Origin of the sequence: Pedobacter paludis, assembly GCF_003173575.1 — a bacterium.
Lineage (GTDB): Bacteria > Bacteroidota > Bacteroidia > Sphingobacteriales > Sphingobacteriaceae > Pedobacter > Pedobacter paludis.
In genome coordinates this window covers 1-23,529 of sequence record NZ_QGNY01000005.1, presented here as the reverse complement: position 1 = coordinate 23,529, position 23,529 = coordinate 1, and the positions used below count along the sequence as shown (strand labels likewise).

26 protein-coding genes are annotated in these 23,529 nt (G+C 36.9%); 18 read left to right on the top strand and 8 right to left on the bottom strand.

What is annotated here, in order from left to right:
- The first annotated feature begins 45 nt into the window (after window positions 1-45).
- From DF947_RS14290 to DF947_RS14260, 7 genes are all read left to right on the top strand, one after another.
- Complete coding sequence (locus DF947_RS14290; RefSeq protein WP_109930734.1) at window positions 46-669, top strand: 1-acyl-sn-glycerol-3-phosphate acyltransferase; 624 nt, start codon at window positions 46-48, stop codon at window positions 667-669.
- Complete coding sequence (locus DF947_RS14285) at window positions 666-1,763, top strand: glycosyltransferase (protein ID WP_109930733.1); 1,098 nt, start codon at window positions 666-668, stop codon at window positions 1,761-1,763. Before DF947_RS14290 ends, DF947_RS14285 begins: the two co-directional genes overlap by 4 nt.
- On the top strand, window positions 1,733-2,407 hold the full coding sequence (locus DF947_RS14280; protein ID WP_109930732.1) for a carotenoid biosynthesis protein: 675 nt from the start codon (window positions 1,733-1,735) through the stop codon (window positions 2,405-2,407). The genes DF947_RS14285 and DF947_RS14280 overlap by 31 nt, the downstream gene beginning before the upstream one ends.
- Before the next feature lie 12 nt (window positions 2,408-2,419).
- Window positions 2,420-3,268: a 4-hydroxy-3-methylbut-2-enyl diphosphate reductase gene (locus tag DF947_RS14275; RefSeq protein ID WP_109930731.1), complete on the top strand. Its 849-nt coding sequence runs from the start codon at window positions 2,420-2,422 to the stop codon at window positions 3,266-3,268.
- Between the two features lie 53 nt (window positions 3,269-3,321).
- Window positions 3,322-4,011, top strand: a complete 690-nt coding sequence (locus DF947_RS14270; protein ID WP_109931078.1) for a fatty acid desaturase — start codon at window positions 3,322-3,324, stop codon at window positions 4,009-4,011.
- A gap of 83 nt (window positions 4,012-4,094) precedes the next feature.
- Entirely contained in the window at window positions 4,095-5,105 is a 1,011-nt protein-coding gene (gene hemH, locus DF947_RS14265; protein ID WP_109930730.1) for a ferrochelatase, read from the top strand.
- 4 nt (window positions 5,106-5,109) lie between these two features.
- Window positions 5,110-5,616: a gluconokinase gene (locus DF947_RS14260; RefSeq protein ID WP_109930729.1), complete on the top strand. Its 507-nt coding sequence runs from the start codon at window positions 5,110-5,112 to the stop codon at window positions 5,614-5,616.
- Here DF947_RS14260 and DF947_RS14255 read toward each other — a convergent pair.
- Complete coding sequence (locus DF947_RS14255; protein WP_317046769.1) at window positions 5,594-6,760, bottom strand: 3-deoxy-D-manno-octulosonic acid transferase; 1,167 nt, start codon at window positions 6,758-6,760, stop codon at window positions 5,594-5,596. The genes DF947_RS14260 and DF947_RS14255 overlap by 23 nt on opposite strands.
- 120 nt (window positions 6,761-6,880) lie before the next feature.
- Here DF947_RS14255 and DF947_RS14250 point away from each other — a divergent pair, with 120 nt between their 5' ends.
- Genes DF947_RS14250 through DF947_RS14230 form a run of 5 tightly spaced genes read left to right on the top strand, consistent with a single transcriptional unit; the run spans window position 6,881 to window position 11,519 of the window.
- On the top strand, window positions 6,881-8,191 hold the full coding sequence (locus DF947_RS14250) for a UDP-glucose dehydrogenase family protein (protein WP_109930727.1): 1,311 nt from the start codon (window positions 6,881-6,883) through the stop codon (window positions 8,189-8,191).
- A gap of 1 nt (window position 8,192) precedes the next feature.
- Window positions 8,193-9,182 carry a UDP-glucuronic acid decarboxylase family protein gene (locus DF947_RS14245; RefSeq protein WP_109930726.1) on the top strand — a complete coding sequence of 330 codons (990 nt, stop codon included), beginning with the start codon at window positions 8,193-8,195 and terminating at the stop codon, window positions 9,180-9,182.
- 1 nt (window position 9,183) lies between these two features.
- Window positions 9,184-10,206, top strand: coding sequence for a UDP-glucose 4-epimerase GalE (gene galE / locus DF947_RS14240; protein ID WP_109930725.1), 1,023 nt, complete (start codon window positions 9,184-9,186; stop codon window positions 10,204-10,206).
- Window positions 10,207-10,764 carry a hypothetical protein gene (locus DF947_RS14235; RefSeq protein ID WP_109930724.1) on the top strand — a complete coding sequence of 186 codons (558 nt, stop codon included), beginning with the start codon at window positions 10,207-10,209 and terminating at the stop codon, window positions 10,762-10,764.
- A 17-nt stretch (window positions 10,765-10,781) separates the two neighbouring features.
- Window positions 10,782-11,519: a tyrosine-protein phosphatase gene (locus tag DF947_RS14230; protein ID WP_109930723.1), complete on the top strand. Its 738-nt coding sequence runs from the start codon at window positions 10,782-10,784 to the stop codon at window positions 11,517-11,519.
- A gap of 109 nt (window positions 11,520-11,628) precedes the next feature.
- Here DF947_RS14230 and DF947_RS14225 read toward each other — a convergent pair whose 3' ends face one another.
- Entirely contained in the window at window positions 11,629-12,861 is a 1,233-nt protein-coding gene (locus DF947_RS14225) for an ABC transporter permease (protein WP_109930722.1), read from the bottom strand.
- Between the two features lie 128 nt (window positions 12,862-12,989).
- A complete protein-coding gene (locus DF947_RS14220; protein WP_109930721.1) occupies window positions 12,990-13,343 on the bottom strand; it encodes a HesB/IscA family protein in 354 nt (117 codons plus the stop codon).
- 92 nt (window positions 13,344-13,435) lie between these two features.
- On the opposite strand from DF947_RS14220, the gene DF947_RS14215 reads away from it, so the two are divergent.
- From DF947_RS14215 to dnaA, 3 genes are all read left to right on the top strand, one after another.
- Window positions 13,436-13,966, top strand: coding sequence for a DUF7935 family protein (locus DF947_RS14215; RefSeq protein ID WP_109930720.1), 531 nt, complete (start codon window positions 13,436-13,438; stop codon window positions 13,964-13,966).
- 111 nt (window positions 13,967-14,077) lie between these two features.
- On the top strand, window positions 14,078-15,625 hold the full coding sequence (locus tag DF947_RS14210; protein ID WP_109930719.1) for an acyl-CoA mutase large subunit family protein: 1,548 nt from the start codon (window positions 14,078-14,080) through the stop codon (window positions 15,623-15,625).
- 194 nt (window positions 15,626-15,819) lie between these two features.
- The gene (dnaA, locus tag DF947_RS14205) at window positions 15,820-17,250 is read left to right on the top strand and encodes a chromosomal replication initiator protein DnaA (protein ID WP_109930718.1); all 1,431 of its coding nucleotides are present in this window, start codon (window positions 15,820-15,822) and stop codon (window positions 17,248-17,250) included.
- Between the two features lie 138 nt (window positions 17,251-17,388).
- Here dnaA and DF947_RS14200 read toward each other — a convergent pair whose 3' ends face one another.
- From DF947_RS14200 to DF947_RS14180, 5 genes are all read right to left on the bottom strand, one after another.
- Window positions 17,389-17,937, bottom strand: coding sequence for an NUDIX hydrolase (locus DF947_RS14200; protein ID WP_109930717.1), 549 nt, complete (start codon window positions 17,935-17,937; stop codon window positions 17,389-17,391).
- Between the two features lie 23 nt (window positions 17,938-17,960).
- Window positions 17,961-18,350 carry a hypothetical protein gene (locus DF947_RS14195; RefSeq protein ID WP_109930716.1) on the bottom strand — a complete coding sequence of 130 codons (390 nt, stop codon included), beginning with the start codon at window positions 18,348-18,350 and terminating at the stop codon, window positions 17,961-17,963.
- A 123-nt stretch (window positions 18,351-18,473) separates the two neighbouring features.
- Window positions 18,474-19,265 carry a TPM domain-containing protein gene (locus DF947_RS14190; protein ID WP_109930715.1) on the bottom strand — a complete coding sequence of 264 codons (792 nt, stop codon included), beginning with the start codon at window positions 19,263-19,265 and terminating at the stop codon, window positions 18,474-18,476.
- A gap of 6 nt (window positions 19,266-19,271) precedes the next feature.
- Window positions 19,272-19,712 (bottom strand): TPM domain-containing protein, encoded by a 441-nt coding sequence (locus tag DF947_RS14185; RefSeq protein WP_109930714.1) that lies wholly within the window; start codon window positions 19,710-19,712, stop codon window positions 19,272-19,274.
- Between the two features lie 83 nt (window positions 19,713-19,795).
- Window positions 19,796-20,377: a LemA family protein gene (locus DF947_RS14180; protein WP_109930713.1), complete on the bottom strand. Its 582-nt coding sequence runs from the start codon at window positions 20,375-20,377 to the stop codon at window positions 19,796-19,798.
- A 185-nt stretch (window positions 20,378-20,562) separates the two neighbouring features.
- On the opposite strand from DF947_RS14180, the gene DF947_RS14175 reads away from it, so the two are divergent.
- Genes DF947_RS14175 through DF947_RS14165 form a run of 3 tightly spaced genes read left to right on the top strand, consistent with a single transcriptional unit; the run spans window position 20,563 to window position 22,983 of the window.
- Window positions 20,563-22,104, top strand: a complete 1,542-nt coding sequence (locus tag DF947_RS14175) for an NAD(P)/FAD-dependent oxidoreductase (RefSeq protein WP_109930712.1) — start codon at window positions 20,563-20,565, stop codon at window positions 22,102-22,104.
- Between the two features lie 33 nt (window positions 22,105-22,137).
- Complete coding sequence (locus tag DF947_RS14170; RefSeq protein WP_109930711.1) at window positions 22,138-22,605, top strand: DinB family protein; 468 nt, start codon at window positions 22,138-22,140, stop codon at window positions 22,603-22,605.
- A gap of 18 nt (window positions 22,606-22,623) precedes the next feature.
- A complete protein-coding gene (locus tag DF947_RS14165; protein ID WP_109930710.1) occupies window positions 22,624-22,983 on the top strand; it encodes a CoA-binding protein in 360 nt (119 codons plus the stop codon).
- Window positions 22,984-23,529 lie beyond the last annotated feature (546 nt).

Here is a 23,529-nt window from a genome sequence, read left to right as displayed (position 1 = left end):
AAACCTCCACTTGCAAATGATGGTATTTTTTTGCAATTTTCCACAATGTATCAGCCCCGAAAAAATACAATAATCTATAACTTTTTCTCTTGGTACATTCAATACATTATCAAAAAAGATTTCTCGCTTTTTAGTTACGATAAAATAGAACTCAAAGAAGATTCATCGATTCTTGTTTTGGCCAATCATTTTAGCTGGTGGGATGGTTTCTTTCTATTTTACATCAACAAAAAAGTATTCAAAAAAACTTTTCATGTTTTGGTAAATGCAGATAACTATAAGAAGGTTTTTTTCTTAAAATATCTTGGGGCTTTTGCAGCGGAAAATAAGGGGAAAGACGTGTTGGATACTTTAAATTATGCCGGCAATTTGCTGAATGATTCTCAGAATCTCGTTTTGGTATTTCCACAGGGAAAACTTTATTCCAATCATGTCAAAAGCATAAATTTTGAAAAAGGAGTAATGCAAATGATCAATTCCAGCCAGAAAAAAATCAATATTGTATTCTCATCTACATTTATAGATTATTTTGGCAAAAGAAAAGCATCTGCGTATACTTATCTTCAAAATTGGGAAACAGAAGAGTATGTAAGTTTGCAGTTATTAAAAAGTGCGTACAATAAACATTATGAAAATTCGGTTATAAAACAAAGCCATATTACCGAATGACCATTTTTATATACGCAGTTCTTATCTTTTTGGTGATTAGGTTTTCGGTTACCGTTTTTAACTTTCTTTCCAATCCAAAACTTCCAAGGGTAATTAAGCACTTTCACGATAAAGTCTCCATTTTAATTCCTGCCAGAAATGAGCAAGAAAATATTATTTCCCTGCTTCAATCTATAAAAGAACAGGATTATTCTAATTATGAAGTGATTGTTTTGGATGATGATAGTACAGATAATACGTTTTCTCTTGTTCAAAAATTCTGTGAAAAAAATATAGGATTTAGGGTTGTAAAAGGAGATCAGCTTCCAACTGGTTGGCTTGGCAAAAACTTTGCCTGTCATCAGCTGAGTAAAATGGCAACAGGCAAATACTTTTTATTTATTGATGCTGATGAATCCATAAAACGGGGACTAATAAACAGTTTAATAAACAGAATGGAGATTGGTAACCTGGCCTTACTTAGCGTTTTTACCAATCAACAAATGAGCACCATAGGGGAAAAGCTTACTGTTCCCTTAATGCATTTTATTCTGTTGAATTTGCTTCCGCTAAGATTGGTTAAGATTTCTGCTAACCCTGCATTTTCCGCAGCGAGCGGACAATGCATGTTTTTTAATGCTTCCAATTACAAAGAAAATTTATGGCATGAACGTGTAAAAAATCAAGTTGTAGAAGACGTTGAGGTTATGAAACTTGTTAAGCAGGAAAAATATAATGCTGAAGCCTTGCTGGCTAATGGTATGATTTACTGTAGAATGTACAAGAACTTAAACGAAAGTTTAAATGGCTTTAGTAAAAATTTACTTGCAGGTTTTGGTAATAACATCATAATATTATTACTTTACCTGCTTTTGGTAATTGTAGGGCCAGTTATTTTAATTTTAAACTTTAATATAGCTCTACTTGTATTACCAATTACATTAATTGTGTTAGGTAGAATAATGATCTCTTTTTTATCGGGACAAAATGTTCTGATGAATCTGATTTTGCATCCATTGCAAATGTTGTTCTTCCTAATTATTTCTTTAATCTCTATAAAAAAGTACATCTTTAAAACCGGCACATGGAAGGGCAGAACGATCAAACAGATTTAAAAGTTAAAAAAACAGCAGTAGCTGTAATTATCGTTTTTCATTTGGTTGGTTTATTGGGTTTCCTAATCCCTGCTGCGCAACCCTATTTTATTAGGTTAGTTCCTTTCCACCTCCTTTTAATGTTTGCCGTTATCGTGTTCTCCTATAATGGAGACATTAAAAGACTGTTACTCTTCGTTTCAGGCGTTTTTCTTTGTGGTTTTTTAGTAGAAGTGCTGGGCATTCATACCGGAAAGATTTTTGGGAGTTATTATTATGGAAATACATTGGGATATAAAATTGCTGCGGTTCCACTGTTGATGGGCGTAAACTGGGTAATCTTAATTTTCAGTATTGGGCAAATGATGAAAAACCTTAAAATCAGAAATAGTATTCTAGCTTCTTTTTTAGGCTCAATAGCTTTGGTAATTTTCGATTTCTTTTTAGAGCCGGTAGCCATGAAGTTTGATTATTGGCATTGGGATTGGCATATAATTCCCCTTCAAAATTATATAGCCTGGTTTATAGTTTCCATTATCTTATTAAAATTTTATTACGCATTGGGCTTAAAACAGCAAAAATATATAGGAAGCGCAATGTTTTTAGCCCAATTAATATTTTTTGTTGTCTTGTACATGACAACCCGAACAAATATTTTTGCTTAATTTTGCAACACAATGAGTTACAACTTACAAGTCACCATAGATAAATCATCAGGCTTTTGCTTTGGTGTGGTTTACGCTATAGAAATGGCCGAAGATATTTTAGATAACGAAGGTTATCTATATTGTTTGGGTGATATTGTTCATAATGACGAGGAAGTAGAAAGATTGACTGCCCGAGGATTAAAAATTATCGATCACGAGGTTTTAAAAACGCTTAAAAACGAAAAGGTTTTAATTAGAGCACATGGCGAAGCACCATCTACTTATCAACTTGCTTTAGAAAATAATTTAATTCTTATTGATGCATCATGTCCAGTGGTTTTGAAGCTTCAAAATCGCATTAAGAATTCGCATGATGATGACGAACAGATTTTAATATTCGGTAAACATGGCCATGCTGAAGTAATTGGTTTGCAAGGACAGACTGATGGAAAAGCAATTGTTTTCCAAGATTTGGCCGAACTGGATACAATAGAACTGCCTTCGAAATTTACGTTGTATAGCCAAACTACCAAGAGTACCGATAAATTTTATCACATTAAAGATCAATTATTAAGTCGGGGTTACGATGTTAAAGCAAATGATACCATTTGTAGACAGGTTTCTAACCGTTACGATGAGTTGGAAAGGTTTGTAGCAAATTATAATAAAATTGTTTTTGTCTCAGGTAAAAAATCATCTAATGGAAAAGTACTTTATGATGTTTGCAAAAAGTATAATGATAATTCATACTTCATTTCCAATGTAGAAGAACTAGATCAATTTTGGTTTTCCGAAAATGATAAGGTTGGAATTTGTGGTGCAACATCTACACCGATGTGGTTGATGGAAAAAGTAAAATCAGCCTTAGAACAATATTAATCTTCCATAGGCAAATCAATTTTCTATTAAAACTGTTAATAAGAAAAAGCCAATTGAAAATTAACCAATCACATATTGGAATACTTGTTGCCTCAGCCGTAATCATCTGCTGGTTTACCTCAATTTATTTCTTATTGCGTTGGAATTTCGAATGGAGTAATCCATTGGTTTATCTGATGATTTTTATTCAAATGCATTTATACACGGGTTTGTTTATAACTGCTCACGATGCCATGCATGGAACAATTTCATCTGATAAAAAGTTGAATAATTTTTTCGGATACCTGTCTGTGTTTCTCTATGCAGGCTTTTTTTACAATAAACTTTACGATAAACACCACAAGCATCACAGACACGTACATACCGAAGATGATCCTGATTTTGCACCGCATGGATTTTGGAAATGGTATTTCAGTTTTATGATGAATTATGTAACTGTTATTCAACTTGTAATTATGGCAATTGCTTATAATGTTTTAAAAGTTTGGGTTGCCGAAAAAAACTTATTGCTGTTTTGGGTTTTGCCCTCACTGTTGAGCACTTTCCAATTATTCTATTTTGGTACTTATCTTCCGCATAAGGGTGAGCACGATAATGAATATCAGGCTTCAACTCTAAATAAAAATCACTTTGTGGCATTCATAACCTGTTATTTTTTTGGTTATCATTTAGAGCACCATCAACAACCAAAAATGCCCTGGTGGCAATTGTATAAAACTAAATCTGATTCAAATTTGACTTAAAAATGTTTTCTGTCATGTTTTTCAGATAGGTTGAAAACAATAAAAAAGCGATATTTGCACCACAAAACATATTCTTTATTTAAATGAGCAAAAAGGGAATTTTACTGGTTAATTTAGGAACACCCGATAGTCCTGCAGTATCTGATGTTAAAAAATATTTAGATCAGTTTTTAATGGATGAACGGGTAATCGATATTCCTGCTTTTAATCGTACATTATTAGTAAAAGGTATTATTGTCCCTTTTCGAAGCCCGAAAACAGCGAAACTATATAAAGAAATATGGAATGAAAATGGCTCTCCACTTTTGTTTTATAGCCAATTGCAAGCCAAAATGCTTCAAGAAAGACTTGGAGAAGATTACCATGTAGAATTGGCAATGCGTTACCAGAGCCCTTCTATAGCCTCGGCTTTGGCAAACCTAAAAGCTGGCTTGGTAGAAAGTATCCAGGTGATTCCAATGTTTCCGCAGTATGCATCGGCGAGTACAGGTTCGGTAATGCAATTGGTAATGGAATTGGTAAGCAAATGGCCAACACTTCCTCCAATTTCATTTATTAACTCTTTTCATGAGAATGAGTTAATGATCAAAGTTTTTGCTGAAAATGCAAGAAAGCATAATGTAGAAAGTTATGATCATGTTCTGTTTAGTTTCCACGGATTACCGGAAAGACAGTTGTTAAAATGCGATCATACTGGAAGCTATTGTTTGAAAAATGCAGATTGTTGTCAAACCCTTAACGATACAAATAAATTTTGTTATTCAGCCCAAGGGCATGATACAGCAAGATTAATCGCCCAGGAACTAAATTTATCTAGAGAAAATTATACGGTTTGTTTTCAATCGCGATTGGGAAAAGAACCTTGGGTACAACCTTATACAACAGATGTTTTAAAGAAATTGGCCGGCGAAGGCAAAAAACGCTTATTGGTTTTTAGTCCAGCATTTGTGGCCGATTGCTTGGAAACCTTGTATGAAATTACTGTAGAATACCACGAAGAATTTAAAGCTCTAGGAGGTGAACACGTTCAGCTGGTTGAAAGCTTAAATGATAGTCCGGTATTTATTGAGGCATTAGCTGGGATGATCAAATAATTTAATGACGAAATTAATCATCTTGATGGGCGTTTCTGGAAGTGGTAAGACCTCAATCGGTGAAGCACTAGCTCAAAAAATAGATGCAAAATTTATTGATGGTGATCATCTCCACTCTCAACATAACATTGATAAAATGGCTTCTGGAATTCCCCTTACGGATACAGATAGATATGATTGGCTTAAACTGATTGGTGGAGTTGGGAAAAAGGGTGTTGAGAATAATATGAATTGTATCATTGCCTGTTCAGCCTTGAAAAAATCTTATAGAGATATTATAAGGGCAGAAAATGAGAATATAATGTTCGTTTATCTGAAAGGAAGCTTTCAATTAATCGAGTCTAGATTAGCATCCAGAAAAGAGCATTATATGCCTTCCGGATTATTGAAAAGTCAATTTGATGTTTTGGAAGAACCAGGAAGTGAAGAAACTGATGTTGTAACAGTTGAAATTAACCAAAGCATTTCCGAAATTACCAACGAAATTCTTAAATCTGATCAGGTTTTGTGATCATTTCAATGATCTGATCCGTTGATCCCTTTTTTTCCTGAACATACTTTTTAGCCTTTTCGGATGCAGAAGTATTATCCTTAAACTTATTAAAAGCGACCTCTAGCCCGTTAGTATCGGAAATGCTCTGTGCAGAACCTAAAGCAATTAAATCTTTTGCTTCTTGAAACTTCTCATACTTTGGTCCGAAAATTACTGGTAATCCAAAAGCTACCGCCTCTAAAGTATTATGGATTCCGGCACCAAATCCACCACCGATATAAGCCAATTTTCCATATCGGTATAAAGAAGATAACATACCGATGTTATCGATGATAAGGATTTGTGCTTGCGTATTTTCTGTTGCACTTAGAGTCGATAACCTTAAACTACCTGAAAACTGCTTTTCTATGCTTTCTATATGATTGGAATCAATTTCATGCGGAGCAATTATAAATTTCCAATCAGGATATTTTTCTGGCAAAGCAGATAATATTCTTTCATCTTCGGGCCATGTACTGCCACAAATTAATACCGGAGAATTACCGATAAAGCTTTCAATTTCTGGGAGTATTTTTGGCGCTTGGGCGTTTTCAAACACTCGATCAAAACGTGTATCGCCACTAAGCGTACAGTTATCAATCCCAATAGAATTTAAGAGATTTACGCTTTCCTGATTTTGAACAAAGAAATAAGTAACACATTTTAGCATTGCCCTGTAAAAACCGCCATACAATTTAAAAAATCCTTGATTTTCTCTAAAAATGCCTGAGATTAGATATAATGGGATTTCTCTCTTTTTAAGTTCCGTAAAATAGAAATACCAAAATTCATACTTGGTAAAAATTGCCATTTCTGGATTTATACTGTCAATAAATCGCTTTGCATTTTTAGGGGTATCGATTGGCAAATAGAAAACATCTGCAAGCGCATAATTTTTTCTAATTTCGTAACCCGAAGGTGAAAAAAAGGTAACCACAATCTTTTTGCTTGGAAATTTCTTTTTCAGTTCTTCTAATACAGGTCTTCCTTGTTCAAATTCACCCAGGGATGCAAAATGAAACCAAATGTGTTTTTCTAACGGATTTACTTTTTTTGCAATCTTTTTAAAAATATCTTTTCGTCCATTAACAAATAGCTTTGCTTTGGCATGGAAAATTGACAAAAAGCAAATAATTACGTAGTATAATCTAATTCCTAATAAGTAAAGCCAAAGCATTGAATGTAATTTATTATCTTCGTCGCAAGATAAAACGAAAATATTTAAAACTCCCTAATTAAATATATGAAAATAGCCGTAGTTGGTACAGGATACGTTGGTTTAGTGACAGGAACATGTCTGTCTGAAACAGGAAACGATGTAATTTGCGTTGATATTAACGATGCAAAAGTAAAAAAAATGCAGAATGGCGAGGTTCCAATCTACGAACCAGGTCTTGATCTATTGTTTCACAGGAACATTGAACAAGGAAGATTAACCTTCACTACAAATCTTGCTGATGCGGTTAAAGATGCGCAAATCATTTTCATGGCACTTCCAACGCCTCCAGGTGGAGACGGTGCTGCAGATCTTTCTTATATTTTAGGTGCAGCGAAGGATATTTCAAAGCTGATTACAGAATATAAAATTATTGTAAATAAATCTACTGTTCCTGTGGGTACTGCGGATAAAGTGAGAGCTGTTTTTGCTGCCAATACTTCAATAGAAGTTGATGTGGTTTCAAATCCAGAGTTTTTGCGTGAAGGTGTAGCTGTAGAGGATTTCATGAAACCGGATCGCGTGGTTTTAGGAACAACCAGTGAGCGTGCCAAAAAACTTATGACAGAACTTTACGGCCCTTATGTACGTCAAGGAAACCCGATTTTGTTTATGGATGAACGTTCTTCTGAACTTACCAAATACGCGGCAAATTCTTTCCTTGCAACTAAGATCACCTTTATGAATGAGATTGCAAATCTTTGTGAGCTTGTTGGTGCGGATGTAGATGCAGTAAGAAAAGGTATCGGATCAGACGATAGAATTGGTAAACGTTTCCTTTTTCCTGGAATTGGTTACGGCGGTTCATGTTTCCCTAAAGATGTTCAGGCACTGGTAATGGCTGCAGATGAAAATACGTATGATTTCCAGATCCTTAAATCGGTAATGGAAGTTAACGAAAGACAAAAAACCATCATTGTAGATAAAGTTCTAAAATATTATAAAAACGATATTCAGGGGAAACACTTTGCGCTTTGGGGCTTAGCTTTCAAACCTGAAACAGATGATATCCGTGAAGCACCAGCACTATATATTATAGATGCACTTGTTAAAAATGGCGCTACCGTTACTGTTTTCGATCCAGAAGGAATGGAAAATGTAAAAGGTGTTATTGGCGATAAGGTGAAATATGCACAAAACCAATACGAAGCCTTGGAAGGTGCAGATGCGCTTTTAATTGCGACTGAATGGTCTGTATTCCGTAATCCTGATTTTGATAAAATTGAGAATATTTTAAAAAACAAAGTAATTTTTGATGGACGTAACCTATACGATCTTCAGAAAATGATTGACTTGGGCTACTATTATAACAGTATCGGAAGAAAACTAATTGATTAAGATGGAACGTAAAAGAATACTGATTACTGGAGCAGCCGGCTTTTTGGGCTCTCATTTGTGCGATAGATTTATAAAGGAAAATTATCATGTAATTGGAATGGATAACCTGATCACAGGAGATCTAGCCAATATCGAACATCTTTTTAGCTTAGAAAACTTCGAGTTTTATAATCACGATGTCTCGAAATTTGTACATATCCCAGGTCAACTGGATTATATCCTTCACTTCGCATCTCCTGCAAGTCCGATAGATTATTTAAAAATTCCAATTCAGACCTTAAAAGTTGGATCATTGGGTACCCATAATTTACTGGGTTTGGCTCGAGCTAAAGGTGCCAGGATGTTAATTGCTTCTACTTCTGAAGTTTACGGAGATCCAAGTGTAAATCCACAGCCAGAAGAATATTGGGGAAATGTTAATCCGGTAGGCCCAAGAGGCGTTTACGATGAGGCTAAACGTTTTCAGGAAGCCATTACTATGGCTTACCACACATTCCATGGTGTTGAAACCAGAATCGTGCGGATTTTTAATACCTATGGTCCGAGAATGCGATTAAATGACGGAAGGGTACTTCCTGCATTTATCGGTCAGGCACTTAGAGGCGAAGATTTAACTGTTTTCGGAGACGGAAGTCAGACCAGATCTTTCTGCTATGTTGATGACTTGATTGAAGGAATTTATCGTTTGTTAATGTCTGATTATGCTCAGCCCGTTAATGTTGGCAATCCGGACGAAATTACGATTAAACAATTCTGTGAAGAGATTATCAAACTTACAGGTACATCACAAAAAATTGTTTACAGAGAACTTCCACAGGATGACCCTAAACAAAGAAGACCAGATATTACTAAAGCAAGAGCGTTGTTAAACTGGGAACCAAAAGTTGGGCGTGCAGAAGGTTTGAAAATTACTTATGATTATTTCAAATCTTTACCGGAAGAAGCTCTGGCAAAGATTGAGCATAAAGACTTTACAACATTTAATCGTTAAGATGTCTAAAATATTAGTTACCGGAGGTACGGGTTATATCGGTTCGCATACGGTTGTAGAACTCCACAATGCGGGTTACGAAGTGGTTATCGTTGATAATCTTTCCAACTCGAACATCAAAATCCTAACTCAGCTCCACGCGATTACCGGAAAATGGTTCGATTTTCAGGAAATCGACCTTCAGGACGCCGGCGCTGTTCAGGAATTTGCGGAGCAGCATACAGACATCACTGGGATTATCCATTTTGCGGCCTATAAGGCTGTTGGAGAATCGGTTGCCCAGCCCCTGAAATATTACAGGAACAACTTTTACAGCCTGATCAATCTGCTTACCTCTTTCAACAGAAAGATCGATCTTGTGTTTTCATCGTCCTGCACGGTTTACAGCCAGCCAGACAGTTTGCCCGTTACCGAATCGGCACCTGTAAAGAAAGCCGAGTCGCCTTATGGAAACACCAAGCAGATTGCCGAGGAGATTCTGGAGGAAACCGCTGCGGTAACACCAGACCTGAACGTAATTGCACTGCGCTACTTCAATCCGGTTGGCGCACACGAAACCGCACTGATTGGTGAGCTTCCAAACGGGGTTCCGGCCAATCTGGTTCCGTTTATCACCCAGTCGGCCATTGGCAAACGCGGACCGATAACGGTTTACGGAAACGATTACGATACGGTTGACGGTTCTGCGGTACGCGATTACATCCACGTAGTAGACCTAGCCAAGGCACATGTTGCCGCGGTTAAGCGCATGGAAGAAAAGAAGGCCGAAAGCAATTACGAGGTTTTCAATATCGGTACCGGAAAGGGATCATCGGTTCTTGAAATTATCTCTGCCTTTGAAAGTACAACCGGAGAAAAGCTGGATTACAAGATCGGCCCGAGAAGAAGCGGAGATGTAGAAAAGGTTTACGGCGATGTTCAGAAATCGAACGATGTGCTGGGCTGGAAAGCAGATCTTGATATCGATGAAATGATGAGATCGGCTTGGGAATGGGAAAAGTACATCAAAGCGAATCCATTTTAAATGAAGCTAGCGGAGCACAAGGATTTAAAAGTTGCTATAACAGATCTTCCTGTCAAAGAAAAAGATAGGTTGTTGTTAAGGCTTGTTGCTAAAGATAAAGTGCTCACCGAACATCTTCACTATAAATTGTTGGAAAGTGAAATCGATTTAGAAGAAAGAAAAGAAAAAATAAAAGCAGATGCTGAAGCGCAAATCTCTGAGCTTAAAAAGCTAAATGCTAAAGAAGCTTTGGTTAAGGTAAGAAAGATGATTACTTCGGTAAATCACTTTTATAAAGTAACCAAGGATGTTCTAGGAGAAGTAGAACTGAAGATTTATATTTTAAACATTATCCCGATAGAATACAAAAGATCTATTTTTGGCTATCGGGATTTTAGTTTTTTGTTCTCCGCTTATTACATTAAAACTGTATCGGTTACCATTAATAAATTTAAAAAGCTTCACGAAGATTTACAATTCGATCTTTCAGAAAACTTAAATCATTTGTTAGACAGGATTTATTCTTCTAAATTAGCTGTTGAAGCCGAGGCATCAAATTTGCCTAAGGAAATAAGTTAAGCCAAGATCCCGTCGTTATGTTCGGACTATTTAAAAAGAAAAAAATATTGCCCGAATTTAATTTCTCAAATATTGGAACCGATATGCACTCGCATATACTTCCCGGCATTGATGATGGGGCACAAACCATAAACGATTCTTTACTTTTAGCGAAAAAATTTAAGGCACTTGGTTTTAAAAAACTTATTGCTACGCCACATATTATGGCAGATTATTATCGAAATACTCCAGATACAATCAATAAGGCTTTAGATGTTTTAAGAAAGGGTCTGGAGGATATTCAGTTAGACTTAGAGGTAAGCGCAGCTGCTGAATATTATCTTGATGAAACGTTGGAGAAGAAAGTAAAACAAAAAGAAGTACTCACTTTTGGCAATCAGTATTTACTTTTCGAATTATCTTATATAAATACGCCCCAAAACCTATTTGATTTTATTAAAATTATGCAAGATGCTGGGTATAAACCAGTCTTGGCACATCCCGAGCGTTATCCATATTTTTATAATTCTGTAGAAAATTATCAGCAGATAAGAGAAACTGGCTGTTTGCTTCAGCTCAATTCCATTGCTTTAACGGGTTACTATGGCGCAGGAGCAAAAAAAGTAGCAGAGGAAATGGTAGAAAATCATCTGGTAGATTTTATCGGAAGCGATATGCACCACTTAAAACATGCCATCGCTTTAGAAGACAGTTTGACAACTCCAGGGATGCATCAATTGCTTACCCAGCATCAATTAAATAACGTACTGCTTTAAAAGGATTAAGTGTTCGAAATGTTTAATCGGTTAATTGTTCACTCTGTGAAATGGACAATTAACCAATTTTAACTATAGAAATAGATTACCACAATTAACCAGTTAACCTTTATTCGTATCGTAATGCCTCAACTGGATCTAATTTCGATGCTTTTTTTGCAGGATAATATCCAGAACCAATCCCAACTAATACGCACAAAACGAAGCCACCCAAAATAAATAACCAAGGGATAATAAATGAACCTCCCATTGCTAGTGATATTAAGTTTCCAAGCAAAATTCCTAAAAATATGCCCAGCGCTCCGCCCATAAGGCAAATCACAACAGCTTCAATTAAAAACTGGCGACGAATAACTTGAGGATTTGCTCCAATTGCTTTCCGAATTCCAATCTCTCTGGTTCTTTCGGTAACCGATACAAGCATAATATTCATCAGCCCGATTGATGCTCCAATTAGGGTTATAATCCCAATTGCGACACCGCCAATAGCCACAAATGCCAAATTTTCGAATAAAGTCTGGGCAATTGCATCACTTTTAGTAATCTCGAAATTATTTGTTTCTCCAACCTTAACCTTGCGGATGTTTCTAAATAAAGCAGTTGATTCGCCTATAACATTATCCTGAATATCATTATTAGGAACCATCACGGTAATGGTATATGATGGATTTGCATTTGCATTAATCTGTTTTGCTTTTAGGAGTGGTACATAAACCGCCCTATCTCCACTAAAGCCCATACTAGATCCTTTTTTAGCTAAAATACCAACAATTTTGAACCGGTTGTTGCCCACATTAATGAGCTTATCCATTGGATCAGAACCTTTAAAAAGCTTGTCAACTACTTCACCACCAACAATACAAACATTACTTCCAAGCTGGATTTCGGAAACACTAAAGTTTCTCCCTTCTGATAGATTCAATCCTTGAGACGCTAAGCCATTTTCATCAATACCTTGAACATTAATATTTGGATTGGTCTTTAAACTACCAAACTTGACTGTAGAGCCCCCACTTGCAAAAACGCTTACCGCAACAGTTGCTGGGGTGTTTAAGCTGTCTTTAAATCTAACAGCATCTTCATATCTAATGGCTTTGAAAGGTTTTGGTCTTTTTCCTTGTCCGCCAATTCTGATTCCCGTTCCGCGATTTCTTATTGTAAATGAATTGGCACCCATGCTACTAAAAGCTTCGGTCATGCTTTTTTTAACAGCATCAAGCGTTGTCAAAATGCCCACTAAAGCCATTAAACCAATGGCAATAATTAAAGCAGTTAACATAGTACGAAGTCTATTGCCCTTAATCGATTCTAGTGCAAGCCTGATGTTTTCTCTGTAATTCATTTAAGCGTTTGTATGAAATAGTTGTTTCGGAGCGAAAGATACCGCCCAAACTTACATATCCTATAAAAATAAAAAAGTCCCGATGTTTAGACAAGGGGACTACTAGATATGTTACAATATTATTTTCTTTATGCAGAAAAACTGGTACCACAGCCACAAGTGCTGGTTGCATTAGGGTTTACAAAGGTAAAGCCACGAGAGTTTAAGCCATCTTGCCAATCGATCATCATGCCCATAAGGTACATTTGGTGCGCCTTGTTCATGAAAACTTTAATTCCATCGATAAAATATTCCTGATCTCCATCTTTTTTCTGGTCAAAACCTAAAATATAATTCATCCCGGCACAGCCACCACCTTCTACGCCAACACGTAAACCATAATCCTCACCAATTTCTTGCTGATCCTTTAATTTATATAACTCTTTTGCCGCTCCTTCTGAAAAAGTAACCGGTGCAAATGCTGTATCAACTGTTGTGCTCATGTTATTTAAATTTTAACTGTTACAAATATAAATAATAATGCACATTTTTGCTTTTATCTACTCGTTAATATTACCTTAATAAAACAATACAAATGAATGTCCAACAAATCGTTATTGATATAGCTGTCTTATTTTTAGGCGTTTTTTTAGCCCTTTTCGCTATTTATTACTTATTAAAGAATGATATCCATCGTTTCTTCAACTTAAAAACCATCGAATTAAATAAAGAAAGTAGGGCGCATTTACTGCCGTTGAGGTTACAGGCGCATGAAAGGCTAATTATTTTTACCGATCGAATTAATCCAGCAAACTTACTTGTTCGGCTTCATCAGCAGGGAATTGGAATATCGACGTTGCAGGCGGGAATTTTAAATGAAGTTCGGTCAGAATACCAGCATAACATTACCCAACAACTTTATGTTGATAGTGTAACCTGGAGTGTGGTTCGCAAACTTAAAGATGATACCATTGCAATGATTAATAATGCTGTTAAAGGATTGCCTGCAGATGCCAATGGAATAGAATTGAGCAAAGCAATTCTGCAGCACATGGCCAGTATTGATGAAAATCCTTACGATTTGACAATAGAGCTGGTTAAAAAGGATATTCAGAAACTGTTTTAATAGGCTAAGTTTAAAAAAGATTAATCGGTAATTGTTTAAATTGATTAATTGCATAGTTCGCAACCTTTATGAGCGCAACTAACGAACAAATAACCAATGAACTAACCAAACATGAGCGATAAAAAACGTACCACCACATCTGGCATAGAAATAAAAGAACTTTATACTTCTGCAAAGCCGATGGAAGAAAAACCCGGCGAATTTCCATTTACCAGAGGGATTCAGAAGGATATGTACCGGGGGCGTTTATGGACAATGCGGCAATATGCCGGTTTTTCGACCGCTGAAGAGTCCAATAAACGATATCATTATTTATTGGCTCAGGGTACAACAGGCTTATCAGTTGCTTTTGATTTGCCTACTCAAATTGGTTACGATTCCGACCACGAAATGTCTGATGGCGAAGTTGGGAAAGTTGGCGTTGCCATAGATTCACTAAAGGATATAGAGATTTTATTTGATGGTATTGAGCTGAAAAACATCACAACCTCAATGACCATTAATGCAACCGCTTCTATTTTGCTGGCCATGTATATCGCATTGGCAAAAAAGCAAGGTGCAGATTTAAAGCAAATTTCCGGAACTATTCAAAACGATATTTTGAAAGAATACGCAGCAAGAGGAACTTATATTTATCCACCAAAACCCTCAATGCGTTTAATTACTGATATTTTTGAATATTGTAGCAAAGAAGTTCCAAATTGGAACACCATCTCTATTTCAGGCTACCACATTAGAGAGGCAGGTTCTACGGCGGTACAGGAACTGGCTTTTACGTTGGCAAACGGCAAAACATACTTAAAGGCCGCATTAAATAAAGGGTTGGATATTAATATTTTTGCTAAGCGATTATCGTTCTTCTTCAATTGCCATAATAACTTTTTTGAGGAAATTGCAAAATTTAGAGCGGCGAGAAGGATGTGGGCTAAAATTACCAAAGATCTGGGCGCAACAGATGAAAAAGCACAAATGCTTCGCTTCCATACTCAAACAGGTGGATCTACCTTGACTGCGCAGCAACCTTTAAACAATGTAATCCGGGTTAGTAACCAAGCAATGGCAGCCGTTTTGGGCGGGACACAATCATTACATACCAATGGGTATGATGAGGCGCTTTCTCTTCCTACCGAATCAGCTGCAAAAATCGCGTTGCGTACGCAACAGGTCATTGCCTTTGAAAGCGGCGTAACGGACACAGTTGATCCCCTGGCAGGATCTTTTTTTGTAGAGAACCTTACCGATGAAGTAGAAAAAGCAGCCTGGGTTTACATTGATAAGATAGATGCAATGGGCGGATCGGTAAATGCGATAGAAAGCGATTACATGCAAAACGAGATTGCTAACGCCGCTTACCAGTATCAAACTGAGGTAGAAAGTGGCGAACGGGTTTTAGTGGGTGTTAATAAGTTTACTCAAACGGAAGAGGGGATTACAGAGGTATTTAATATAGATGATTCAATTCGTATATTACAAACAGAAAAACTCAAAGATTTAAGGGCAACGCGAAATAACAAAGCGGTAGAAAATGCGTTGAATCTTTTGGAAGAGGGCGCTAAGGCAGATATTAATCTTATGCCATTAATTATTGATGCTGTTGAGCATTATGCAACCTTAGGTGAAATAGCCGATGTACTTCGAAATACCTTCGGAGAATATTAAAATCATGTTAATAAATAGTTATCCACACTAAAAATTCAGGTTAAACGAGATAGGTTCTTGCTTATGAATGAGTTACAAATTATTTGAAATTTTTGTTTAAAATGTTGATAATTTTGTCAATATTCGTAGTCCCGAAACGGACCATCCCGTAAATTCGAATCGGCACTGAAAACCAATAAATTATAGAAATCGCAATGGAAAAAACTTGTACAGAAGTGTGGAAGAACTGTCTTCAAATTATTAAGGATAACATCCCGAACCAAAGTTTTAAAACCTGGTTCGAGCCAATAACAGCCCTTAAATTGGAAGGTAAGGTTTTAACCATTCAGGTACCGAGTTTATTCTTTTACGAATGGCTTGAAGAGCACTATGTAGGCTTATTACGTAAAACTGTAAAAAAACAACTTGGAGAGGATGGCCGGTTGGAATATAACATCGTTGTAGATAAATCATCTAACAGCGGTAATCCGTATACAACAAATATGCCTTCAAATGGAAATGGGGCAGAGGCAAAGGTTCAATCCATGCCAATTCCTGTTTCGATAAATAAGGACATCAAAAATCCATTTATTATCCCTGGATTAAAAAAATTAAATGTAGATCCACAATTAAACTCTAATTATACTTTCGAAAACTATATAGAAGGAGATTGTAATCGTTTGGCCCGCTCTGCAGGTTATGCGGTAGCAGCAAAACCAGGTGGTACTTCTTTTAACCCATTAATGATTTATGGTGGCGTTGGTTTGGGAAAAACCCACTTGGCGCAGGCGATTGGAAACGAGATAAAACGCAGCATGCCAGATAAACTGGTTATTTATGTAAGCTGTGAGAAATTCTGTCAGCAGTTTGTTGATTCATTAAAGAACAATACCATTAACGATTTCGTTAACTTTTATCAGGCAATGGATGTGATCATTATGGATGATGTACACAATTTTGCTGGTAAAGAAAAAACTCAGGATATCTTCTTCCATATTTTTAACCATTTGCATCAATCGGGAAAACAGGTTATTTTAACGTCTGATAAAGCACCGAAAGATTTAGCTGGTTTAGAAGAGCGTTTGTTAAGTCGTTTTAAATGGGGCCTATCTGCCGATTTGCAGATTCCTGATTTGGAAACCCGTATCGCCATCTTAAGAAAGAAAATGTATGCCGATGGTATTGAGTTACCGGGAGAAGTTGTAGAATACGTTGCACACAATATCGATAATAATGTTCGTGAACTTGAAGGTGCAATGGTTTCTTTGCTCGCCCAAGCTACTTTGAACAAAAAGGAGATCGATTTGAACCTAGCGAAACAAATGCTGAAAAACTTCATCAAAAATACTTCAAAAGAGATTTCGATGGAATACATTCAGAAATTGGTTTGCGAGTATTTCGAAGTTCCTGTTGATATGGTTAAATCGCAAACCCGCAAAAGAGAAATTGTTCAGGCCCGCCAGATTTCCATGTATCTTTCAAAAAGCCACACCAAATCATCTTTAAAAACCATTGGTGCTTTCTTTGGTGGCCGCGATCACAGTACGGTAATCTATGCTTGCCAAACGGTAGAGGATTTAATCGATACGGATAAAAAGTTTAAAGCTTACGTGCACGATATTCAAAAGAAATTGAAAATGAGCTAAGAAGCGTTTAGATGGCAAATTATAGCCATTAATCTAAAATGATCTTAAAACTGTAAAGGCCTGATTTTCAAATCAGGCCTTTTTATGATGGGATAACTTGTGCTTTTTTGGAGGCAACATATTGATGGCAAACGCTAATTACATCTTTTCTACCTCAGCCAATCCATAAAGCAAAGCCGCTACATGTAAAGCCTGAGCAATTTTATTGTCCCTTATTAAATGTTTAACTTCTTCAACCGAGTATTCCTCTACATTTAAAATTTCATGCTCATCTAAATGCTGTTGATGTGTTTTTACTCCGCCAGTAAGCACGTAAGTAAAGGTTTTATTGTTTGAGGTGGCAGGGTTTGGATAAAGTTCTGCAACAAATTTGCAGGTTTTAAAGCTATAACCCGTTTCCTCTAAAAGTTCGCGTTTAATGGCATATTCAGGCTCTTCGTCACCATCAATTACTCCGCCAGGAACTTCTAGAGAAATTATATCTGCCGCGTGGCGGTATTGCCGAACCATAATTACCTTGCCCTCTTCAGTTAAAGCGATGGCATTTACCCAATTTGGATACTCCAAAACATAATAATCATCCTTAATAATGCCACCCTGCAACTCGCAGGTATCAACCCTTAAAGTTGCCCATTTCTCTCTCACTAAATATTTAGAGGCAAGTTTTCGCCACTTCTCTATAATCATCTATAATCGATTTTTTATTAATTTTATTTTAAATACTGTTGGATTGTTTTCTGGCGATGCAGATTTACCAAGTGAACAATTTTATGCTTATCGGCCAATTGCTGATAAATAAGATTAAGTTTTGGAGCAATAATTTCATTCCTGTTCTCGCTTACACCAAGTTCGTAATATAAAAACTCACTTAAAGAATCGAGTTTTTCAGGAGATAAATCATTCTCATTAAGCCAATTTTCAAATACTAATGGATCATTAGATAACAGTATTTCTTGTGGAAGTACGAAACTCTTTTCCATCGTTTCGTTAAAAATGCTTTCAGCTTCTTTAAGTTTACCTTCCAACTTTAAGCCCATTATTTTGGCTAAAACTTCTGCCAGTTTTTGAATCTCTGCTGTAATTAAATCTTTTCTATACATCGTTTAGTATATATTCATTAGGTAATTGGCTCACTAAATTGGTTCCATTTGGGTGAAAGGGTTTTAATTTTAAAATGCCTGCAGTTAAAATCGTAATTCATCCATCTAAAATCGTAATTCAAATTACCAGCTTCCGCTAGATCCGCCACCGCCAAAACTTCCTCCGCCAAAGCCTCCGAATCCACCACCGCCACCAGAAGAACCACCTCCAAAGCCACCACTTCCCCAGCCACTATCTCCACCTCGGCCACCGCCTCCGCTACCGAAAAGCATTGCCCAGAATAATGCATTTGATGCACCTCTTCCGCCTATAACTTCACTATTTCCACCTCCGCCTTTTCTCATAAATATAATAATGATCACAATAATAATAATGATTATGGCAATGCTTCCAGTACCTCCTTTTTTACTTGCAGAGGTTTTTGGATTATCATTTTTATATTCTCCCTTGGTGTACTTAATAATAGATGTTGTACCCGCATCCAAGCCACCGTAATAATCGCCAGCTTTAAAAAACGGCTTAATATCACTTTCTATTATTCTTTTGGCATAAACGTCAGGCAAGGCACCTTCAACCCCATAGCCTGTTTGAATGGATATTTTCCGATCGCCAACAGCCACAACAATCATAATTCCATTGTTTTTGCCATTTTGGCCAACGCCCCATTTCCTGCCAAGCTCTACTGCATATTCATTTATATCATAATCGCCAACCGATTTTAATATTGCTATGGCTATTTGGGTAGAAGAGGAATCGTTAAAAGCAACCAGTTTGGTTTCTAAAGATTGCTTTTGAGTGGATGAAAGTACACCCGAATAATCATTAACAAGTGTAGTGGGTTTCTCAGGGAAATCCTGTGCAAAAGCAAATGCATAAATTAAGCTTAAAAACGATAAAAGGAATAATTTTTTCATTGCTTATTAGTTATCCTGATTATCCATGTAAACAATATCGTTTGGCAATTCATTAATGTCTCCCATTTGATAAGGAAAAAATAAAGCTAATTTTTCTCCTGCTAGGGAAACGCCTGCAACTATGCCATCTGCCAAATCGCCTTTTGCAAAGTGGGCTGTCATGGCAACTTTTGTAGTTTCCCAAAAATTATCAGGTACTACTTTATTAATTCCGGCATCGCCGATAATTGCAAATTTATGATCGGCGTGCGCCAGATAAATCAATACGCCATTACGCTGTGCGGTTTTATCCATATCCAGTTTTGCAAAATATTCTATTGCTCTTTCATAAGGGTCGCCTGGGCAGTGTTTATCTATGGCAATTCTAATTTCACCAGAAGTTGCTTTTTCTGCATCCGAAATGGCTTTAGCAATCTTGTCTTGTTCAATCTCTGAAAATAACGACATGTCTTATTTTATATGAAGTAAAAAGGGTAATAAGTGTTCAGTTAAATAAACACCCACTACCCTTAAATGTTATCGTTAGAATATTAAAACTCTACTTTTGGTGCATCTTTGGCAGTTGCATCAGCTTCAAAATAGCCTTTAGCCTTAAAACCAAACATTCCTGCTGTTAAGTTTGTCGGAAACGATCTTATTTTTCCGTTGTATTCCTGTACGGCATCGTTAAAATCTTTACGGGCAACTGTAATTCTATTTTCTGTACTCTCTAATTGAGCCGATAAATCGCTGAATTGTTGAGTAGCCTTTAATTCTGGATAAGCTTCTGTAATTGATAACAATTTACCCAAAGCCTGACTTAACTGACCTTGTGCTGCCTGATATTTTTGAATATTTTCTGGAGTCAAATCATCTGCTTTAACCGTCATTTGAGTTGCTTTCGCTCTGGCTTCAACAACTGCTGTTAGTGTTCCCTGCTCAAATTTAGCGGCTCCCTTAACAGTACTTACTAAATTCGGGATCAAATCTGCCCTGCGTTGATATTGAGTTTGTACGGTTCCCCATTTAGATTTTACATTTTCATCAAGTTTAACCATGCTATTGTATCCGCATGAACTTAAGGTGCTAACTGCAATTACAGCAGCTAAAATTCCAAATACTAATTTTTTCATCTTTATGATTTTGTCTTATGTTAATCAAATTGAATAATGGTCAATTTACAAATTAGATATCAAATTGTATGCCTTTGTTACATTTTGCAAAATCTCTGCCAGTTTGTGCAACCCCATTCATAAATTACCATATTTATAATTTTGAATGTACCTTTGTACCATTCGGGATAAAAACCTGACATAACATGCAAAAGGAAATCGAAATTACTCTGCTCCCAAACCAGGTTGAGCAAACTGAGGTGATCAATCAGAAACTAGCCGAAGCCTTAAAACTTCCAGAAAACAGAATTAAAGCTTACCAGATTCTGAAACGTTCTATCGATGCACGCTCACGGAAGGTTATTTTTCGCCTCCAGATAAAGGTTTTCATTGATGAAGACCCTGTTCCAGAAATCCATAATGTTAAATATCAAAATGTAAGGAATAGTAAACCCGTTCTTATTATTGGAGCGGGTCCAGCAGGCCTATTCGCCGCCTTGCAATGCATCGAAAATGGATTGAAACCAATAATTATTGAACGCGGAAAAGATGTAAAACAGCGCAGAAGAGATTTAGCCGCTATAAATAAAGAAGGCGTAGTAAATACAGAATCTAATTATTGCTATGGAGAAGGCGGAGCTGGTACGTATTCTGATGGAAAACTCTATACGCGTTCAAATAAACGTGGCGATATTAATAAAGTGCTTCAGGTTTTTGTAGATCATGGAGCCGAGCAGGATATTTTAATCGATGCCCGACCACATATCGGTACAAACAAGCTTCCTCAAATTATAACATCTATAAAAGATACCATATTAAATGCAGGCGGAGAAGTGATGTTCGATAGCCAAATGACCGATATTCTTATTGATTTTGGCAAAATAAAAGGTGTAGAGATCAATTTTGAAGATAAATTATATGCCGATCATATTATTCTTGCCACTGGCCATTCCGCTAGGGATGTATATGAATTATTAAATAAAAAAAACATACTAATCGAGGCTAAACCATTCGCTCTTGGTGTACGCATAGAACATCCACAAGAAATAATCGATTCAGCTCAATACCATTGCGATATCCGTTCAGAATTTTTACCACCAGCATATTATAGTTTGGTAGAACAGGTCGGTCCCCGTGGTGTATTCTCATTCTGTATGTGTCCTGGCGGAATCATTGCGCCCTGTGCAACCGGAGAGAACGAAATTGTTGTTAATGGTTGGTCGCCTTCCAAAAGAAATAACCCCTTCGCAAATTCCGGTACCGTTGTTCAGGTTACTTTGGATGATGTTCAGGGCTATGATCCGTTAAGAATGCTAAATTTTCAGTCCGAAATAGAAAAGCTTGCTTTCGAAGCCGGTGGTGGTAACCTTGTCGCACCCGCACAGCGGATGATGGATTTCGTGAACAATAAGCTATCTCTCGATTTGCCAAAAAACTCTTATCTGCCGGGTACTAAAAGTGTCATGCTCGATAATATTCTGCCAGATTTTGTATCCGAAAGTCTCAAAGCAGCTTTACCATTATTCGGGAAAAAAATTAGAGGCTATTACACCAACGAAGCCATTTTGGTTGGAGTAGAAAGCCGTACCTCATCTCCAGTAAGAATTCCTAGAAACAAGGAAACTTTTCAGCACCCACAAGTTGGCGGTTTGTACCCTTGTGCAGAGGGAGCGGGTTATGCCGGCGGAATTGTATCGGCCGCTATCGACGGAATAAACTGTGCCAACGCAATATTGGCAACCAGCTAAAAAACTTTACATCGCCCCATTTGTTATGTCGATATGCTTAACATTACAAACGAAATTCAAAAAGCTTTTAATGGCGATGCATGGCATGGCAATCATGTTATGCAAACCCTTAATAATGTAAAACCAGAAAATGCTTTCGAGCATTTTATTCCAAATGCACATTCTATTGCCGAAATTGCCCTACACTTAACCAGCTGGACAGAGGAAGTAAGCTCTAGATTATTGGGCAATTTACCCTCCAAACCAGCTTTGGGCGATTGGCCTGAACCCGAAGAAAAAACACCACAGGCTTGGGAAAAGATTATCTTTAATTTTAAAATAGCCAACGAAGAACTAATTCGTCTATGCGAATCTATAGCAAATAGTCAATGGAATGATAATCTAAAGGATGAAAGAAACCCAGCGTTGGGTATTCGTGTTACTAATATAGAACTGGTAAATGGCTTAGTTCAACATCACGCTTATCACTCCGGACAAATTGCGCTCCTGTCCAAATTTTAACCTCCAAAACAATTCATCATGAAAAAGACACTTATAATAGGCGCATCTCCAGATCCATCAAGATATTCATATAAAGCTGCTCATATGCTAAAGCGTTTCAATCACGATATTGTTAATGTCGGGATTAAAAAAGGAGAGGTTGCCGGGATCGAAATCGAGAAACCCGAACTAATACATAATGATATAGATACCGTAACCTTGTATATAGGCCCTGCGCTTCAGGCGCAGTATCACGATTATATCCTAGAAACAAAACCAAAACGCGTAATTTTTAATCCAGGTACAGAAAATTATGAACTGGAAAAATTATTAGATCAACACGGCATTGAGCCAATTGAAGCATGTACTCTAGTGCTTTTAAGTACAGGACAATATTAAAATGTTTAGAAAAGCAGGGGCTGTGCTGCTATTATTTGGTAGTCCCGCCCTCCATTTCAAATCCTCGGCTCATACTTCGCCTGCGGGTTTTTCATTCAGGTCGGGTTTATTTAACTTCTTTCTGTTCTAAAATTTAGCTTTCAGCATTCCTGCCCAAAGTAAAAACCTTAATATTTCCACAATAATTCATTTCCAATAACTAACCAGTTGCTTTTTTTCTTAGTGTAAATCATACACTTACGATTTTATCGGTAAAAAAAGCTTTAAAGTATTTGCCTTGGCGGATATTTTTTCTACTTTTGCATCCCGCTTCGGAGGAGACGGTTACATGGTATTAGGGGGAAGGGAATTATTTTGAAATAGTTCTTGGAGAGAGGGAAAAAGTTGTTACCTTTGCAACCCTGTCCGGAAGGGACGGGAAGCCCCGGGAGGGGCGGTACTGAAAGTAGTGGAGGAAAAAAGAGGCGCCGAAAAATAAAAAATATTTTATTTGGAAGTTGCGAAAAGATTCCTACCTTTGCACTCCCAACGGAAACGAAGGGAAAA

Coding starts and splice junctions, on each gene's coding strand:
- DF947_RS14290 (WP_109930734.1), top strand. CDS start 46: ATGTATCAGCCCCGAAAAAATACAATAATCTATAACTTTTTCTCTTGG.
- DF947_RS14285 (WP_109930733.1), top strand. CDS start 666: ATGACCATTTTTATATACGCAGTTCTTATCTTTTTGGTGATTAGGTTT.
- DF947_RS14280 (WP_109930732.1), top strand. CDS start 1,733: ATGGAAGGGCAGAACGATCAAACAGATTTAAAAGTTAAAAAAACAGCA.
- DF947_RS14275 (WP_109930731.1), top strand. CDS start 2,420: ATGAGTTACAACTTACAAGTCACCATAGATAAATCATCAGGCTTTTGC.
- hemH (WP_109930730.1), top strand. CDS start 4,095: ATGAGCAAAAAGGGAATTTTACTGGTTAATTTAGGAACACCCGATAGT.
- DF947_RS14260 (WP_109930729.1), top strand. CDS start 5,110: ATGACGAAATTAATCATCTTGATGGGCGTTTCTGGAAGTGGTAAGACC.
- DF947_RS14250 (WP_109930727.1), top strand. CDS start 6,881: ATGAAAATAGCCGTAGTTGGTACAGGATACGTTGGTTTAGTGACAGGA.
- DF947_RS14245 (WP_109930726.1), top strand. CDS start 8,193: ATGGAACGTAAAAGAATACTGATTACTGGAGCAGCCGGCTTTTTGGGC.
- galE (WP_109930725.1), top strand. CDS start 9,184: ATGTCTAAAATATTAGTTACCGGAGGTACGGGTTATATCGGTTCGCAT.
- DF947_RS14235 (WP_109930724.1), top strand. CDS start 10,207: ATGAAGCTAGCGGAGCACAAGGATTTAAAAGTTGCTATAACAGATCTT.
- DF947_RS14230 (WP_109930723.1), top strand. CDS start 10,782: ATGTTCGGACTATTTAAAAAGAAAAAAATATTGCCCGAATTTAATTTC.
- DF947_RS14225 (WP_109930722.1), bottom strand. CDS start 12,861: ATGAATTACAGAGAAAACATCAGGCTTGCACTAGAATCGATTAAGGGC.
- DF947_RS14220 (WP_109930721.1), bottom strand. CDS start 13,343: ATGAGCACAACAGTTGATACAGCATTTGCACCGGTTACTTTTTCAGAA.
- DF947_RS14215 (WP_109930720.1), top strand. CDS start 13,436: ATGAATGTCCAACAAATCGTTATTGATATAGCTGTCTTATTTTTAGGC.
- DF947_RS14210 (WP_109930719.1), top strand. CDS start 14,078: ATGAGCGATAAAAAACGTACCACCACATCTGGCATAGAAATAAAAGAA.
- dnaA (WP_109930718.1), top strand. CDS start 15,820: ATGGAAAAAACTTGTACAGAAGTGTGGAAGAACTGTCTTCAAATTATT.
- DF947_RS14200 (WP_109930717.1), bottom strand. CDS start 17,937: ATGATTATAGAGAAGTGGCGAAAACTTGCCTCTAAATATTTAGTGAGA.
- DF947_RS14195 (WP_109930716.1), bottom strand. CDS start 18,350: ATGTATAGAAAAGATTTAATTACAGCAGAGATTCAAAAACTGGCAGAA.
- DF947_RS14190 (WP_109930715.1), bottom strand. CDS start 19,265: ATGAAAAAATTATTCCTTTTATCGTTTTTAAGCTTAATTTATGCATTT.
- DF947_RS14185 (WP_109930714.1), bottom strand. CDS start 19,712: ATGTCGTTATTTTCAGAGATTGAACAAGACAAGATTGCTAAAGCCATT.
- DF947_RS14180 (WP_109930713.1), bottom strand. CDS start 20,377: ATGAAAAAATTAGTATTTGGAATTTTAGCTGCTGTAATTGCAGTTAGC.
- DF947_RS14175 (WP_109930712.1), top strand. CDS start 20,563: ATGCAAAAGGAAATCGAAATTACTCTGCTCCCAAACCAGGTTGAGCAA.
- DF947_RS14170 (WP_109930711.1), top strand. CDS start 22,138: ATGCTTAACATTACAAACGAAATTCAAAAAGCTTTTAATGGCGATGCA.
- DF947_RS14165 (WP_109930710.1), top strand. CDS start 22,624: ATGAAAAAGACACTTATAATAGGCGCATCTCCAGATCCATCAAGATAT.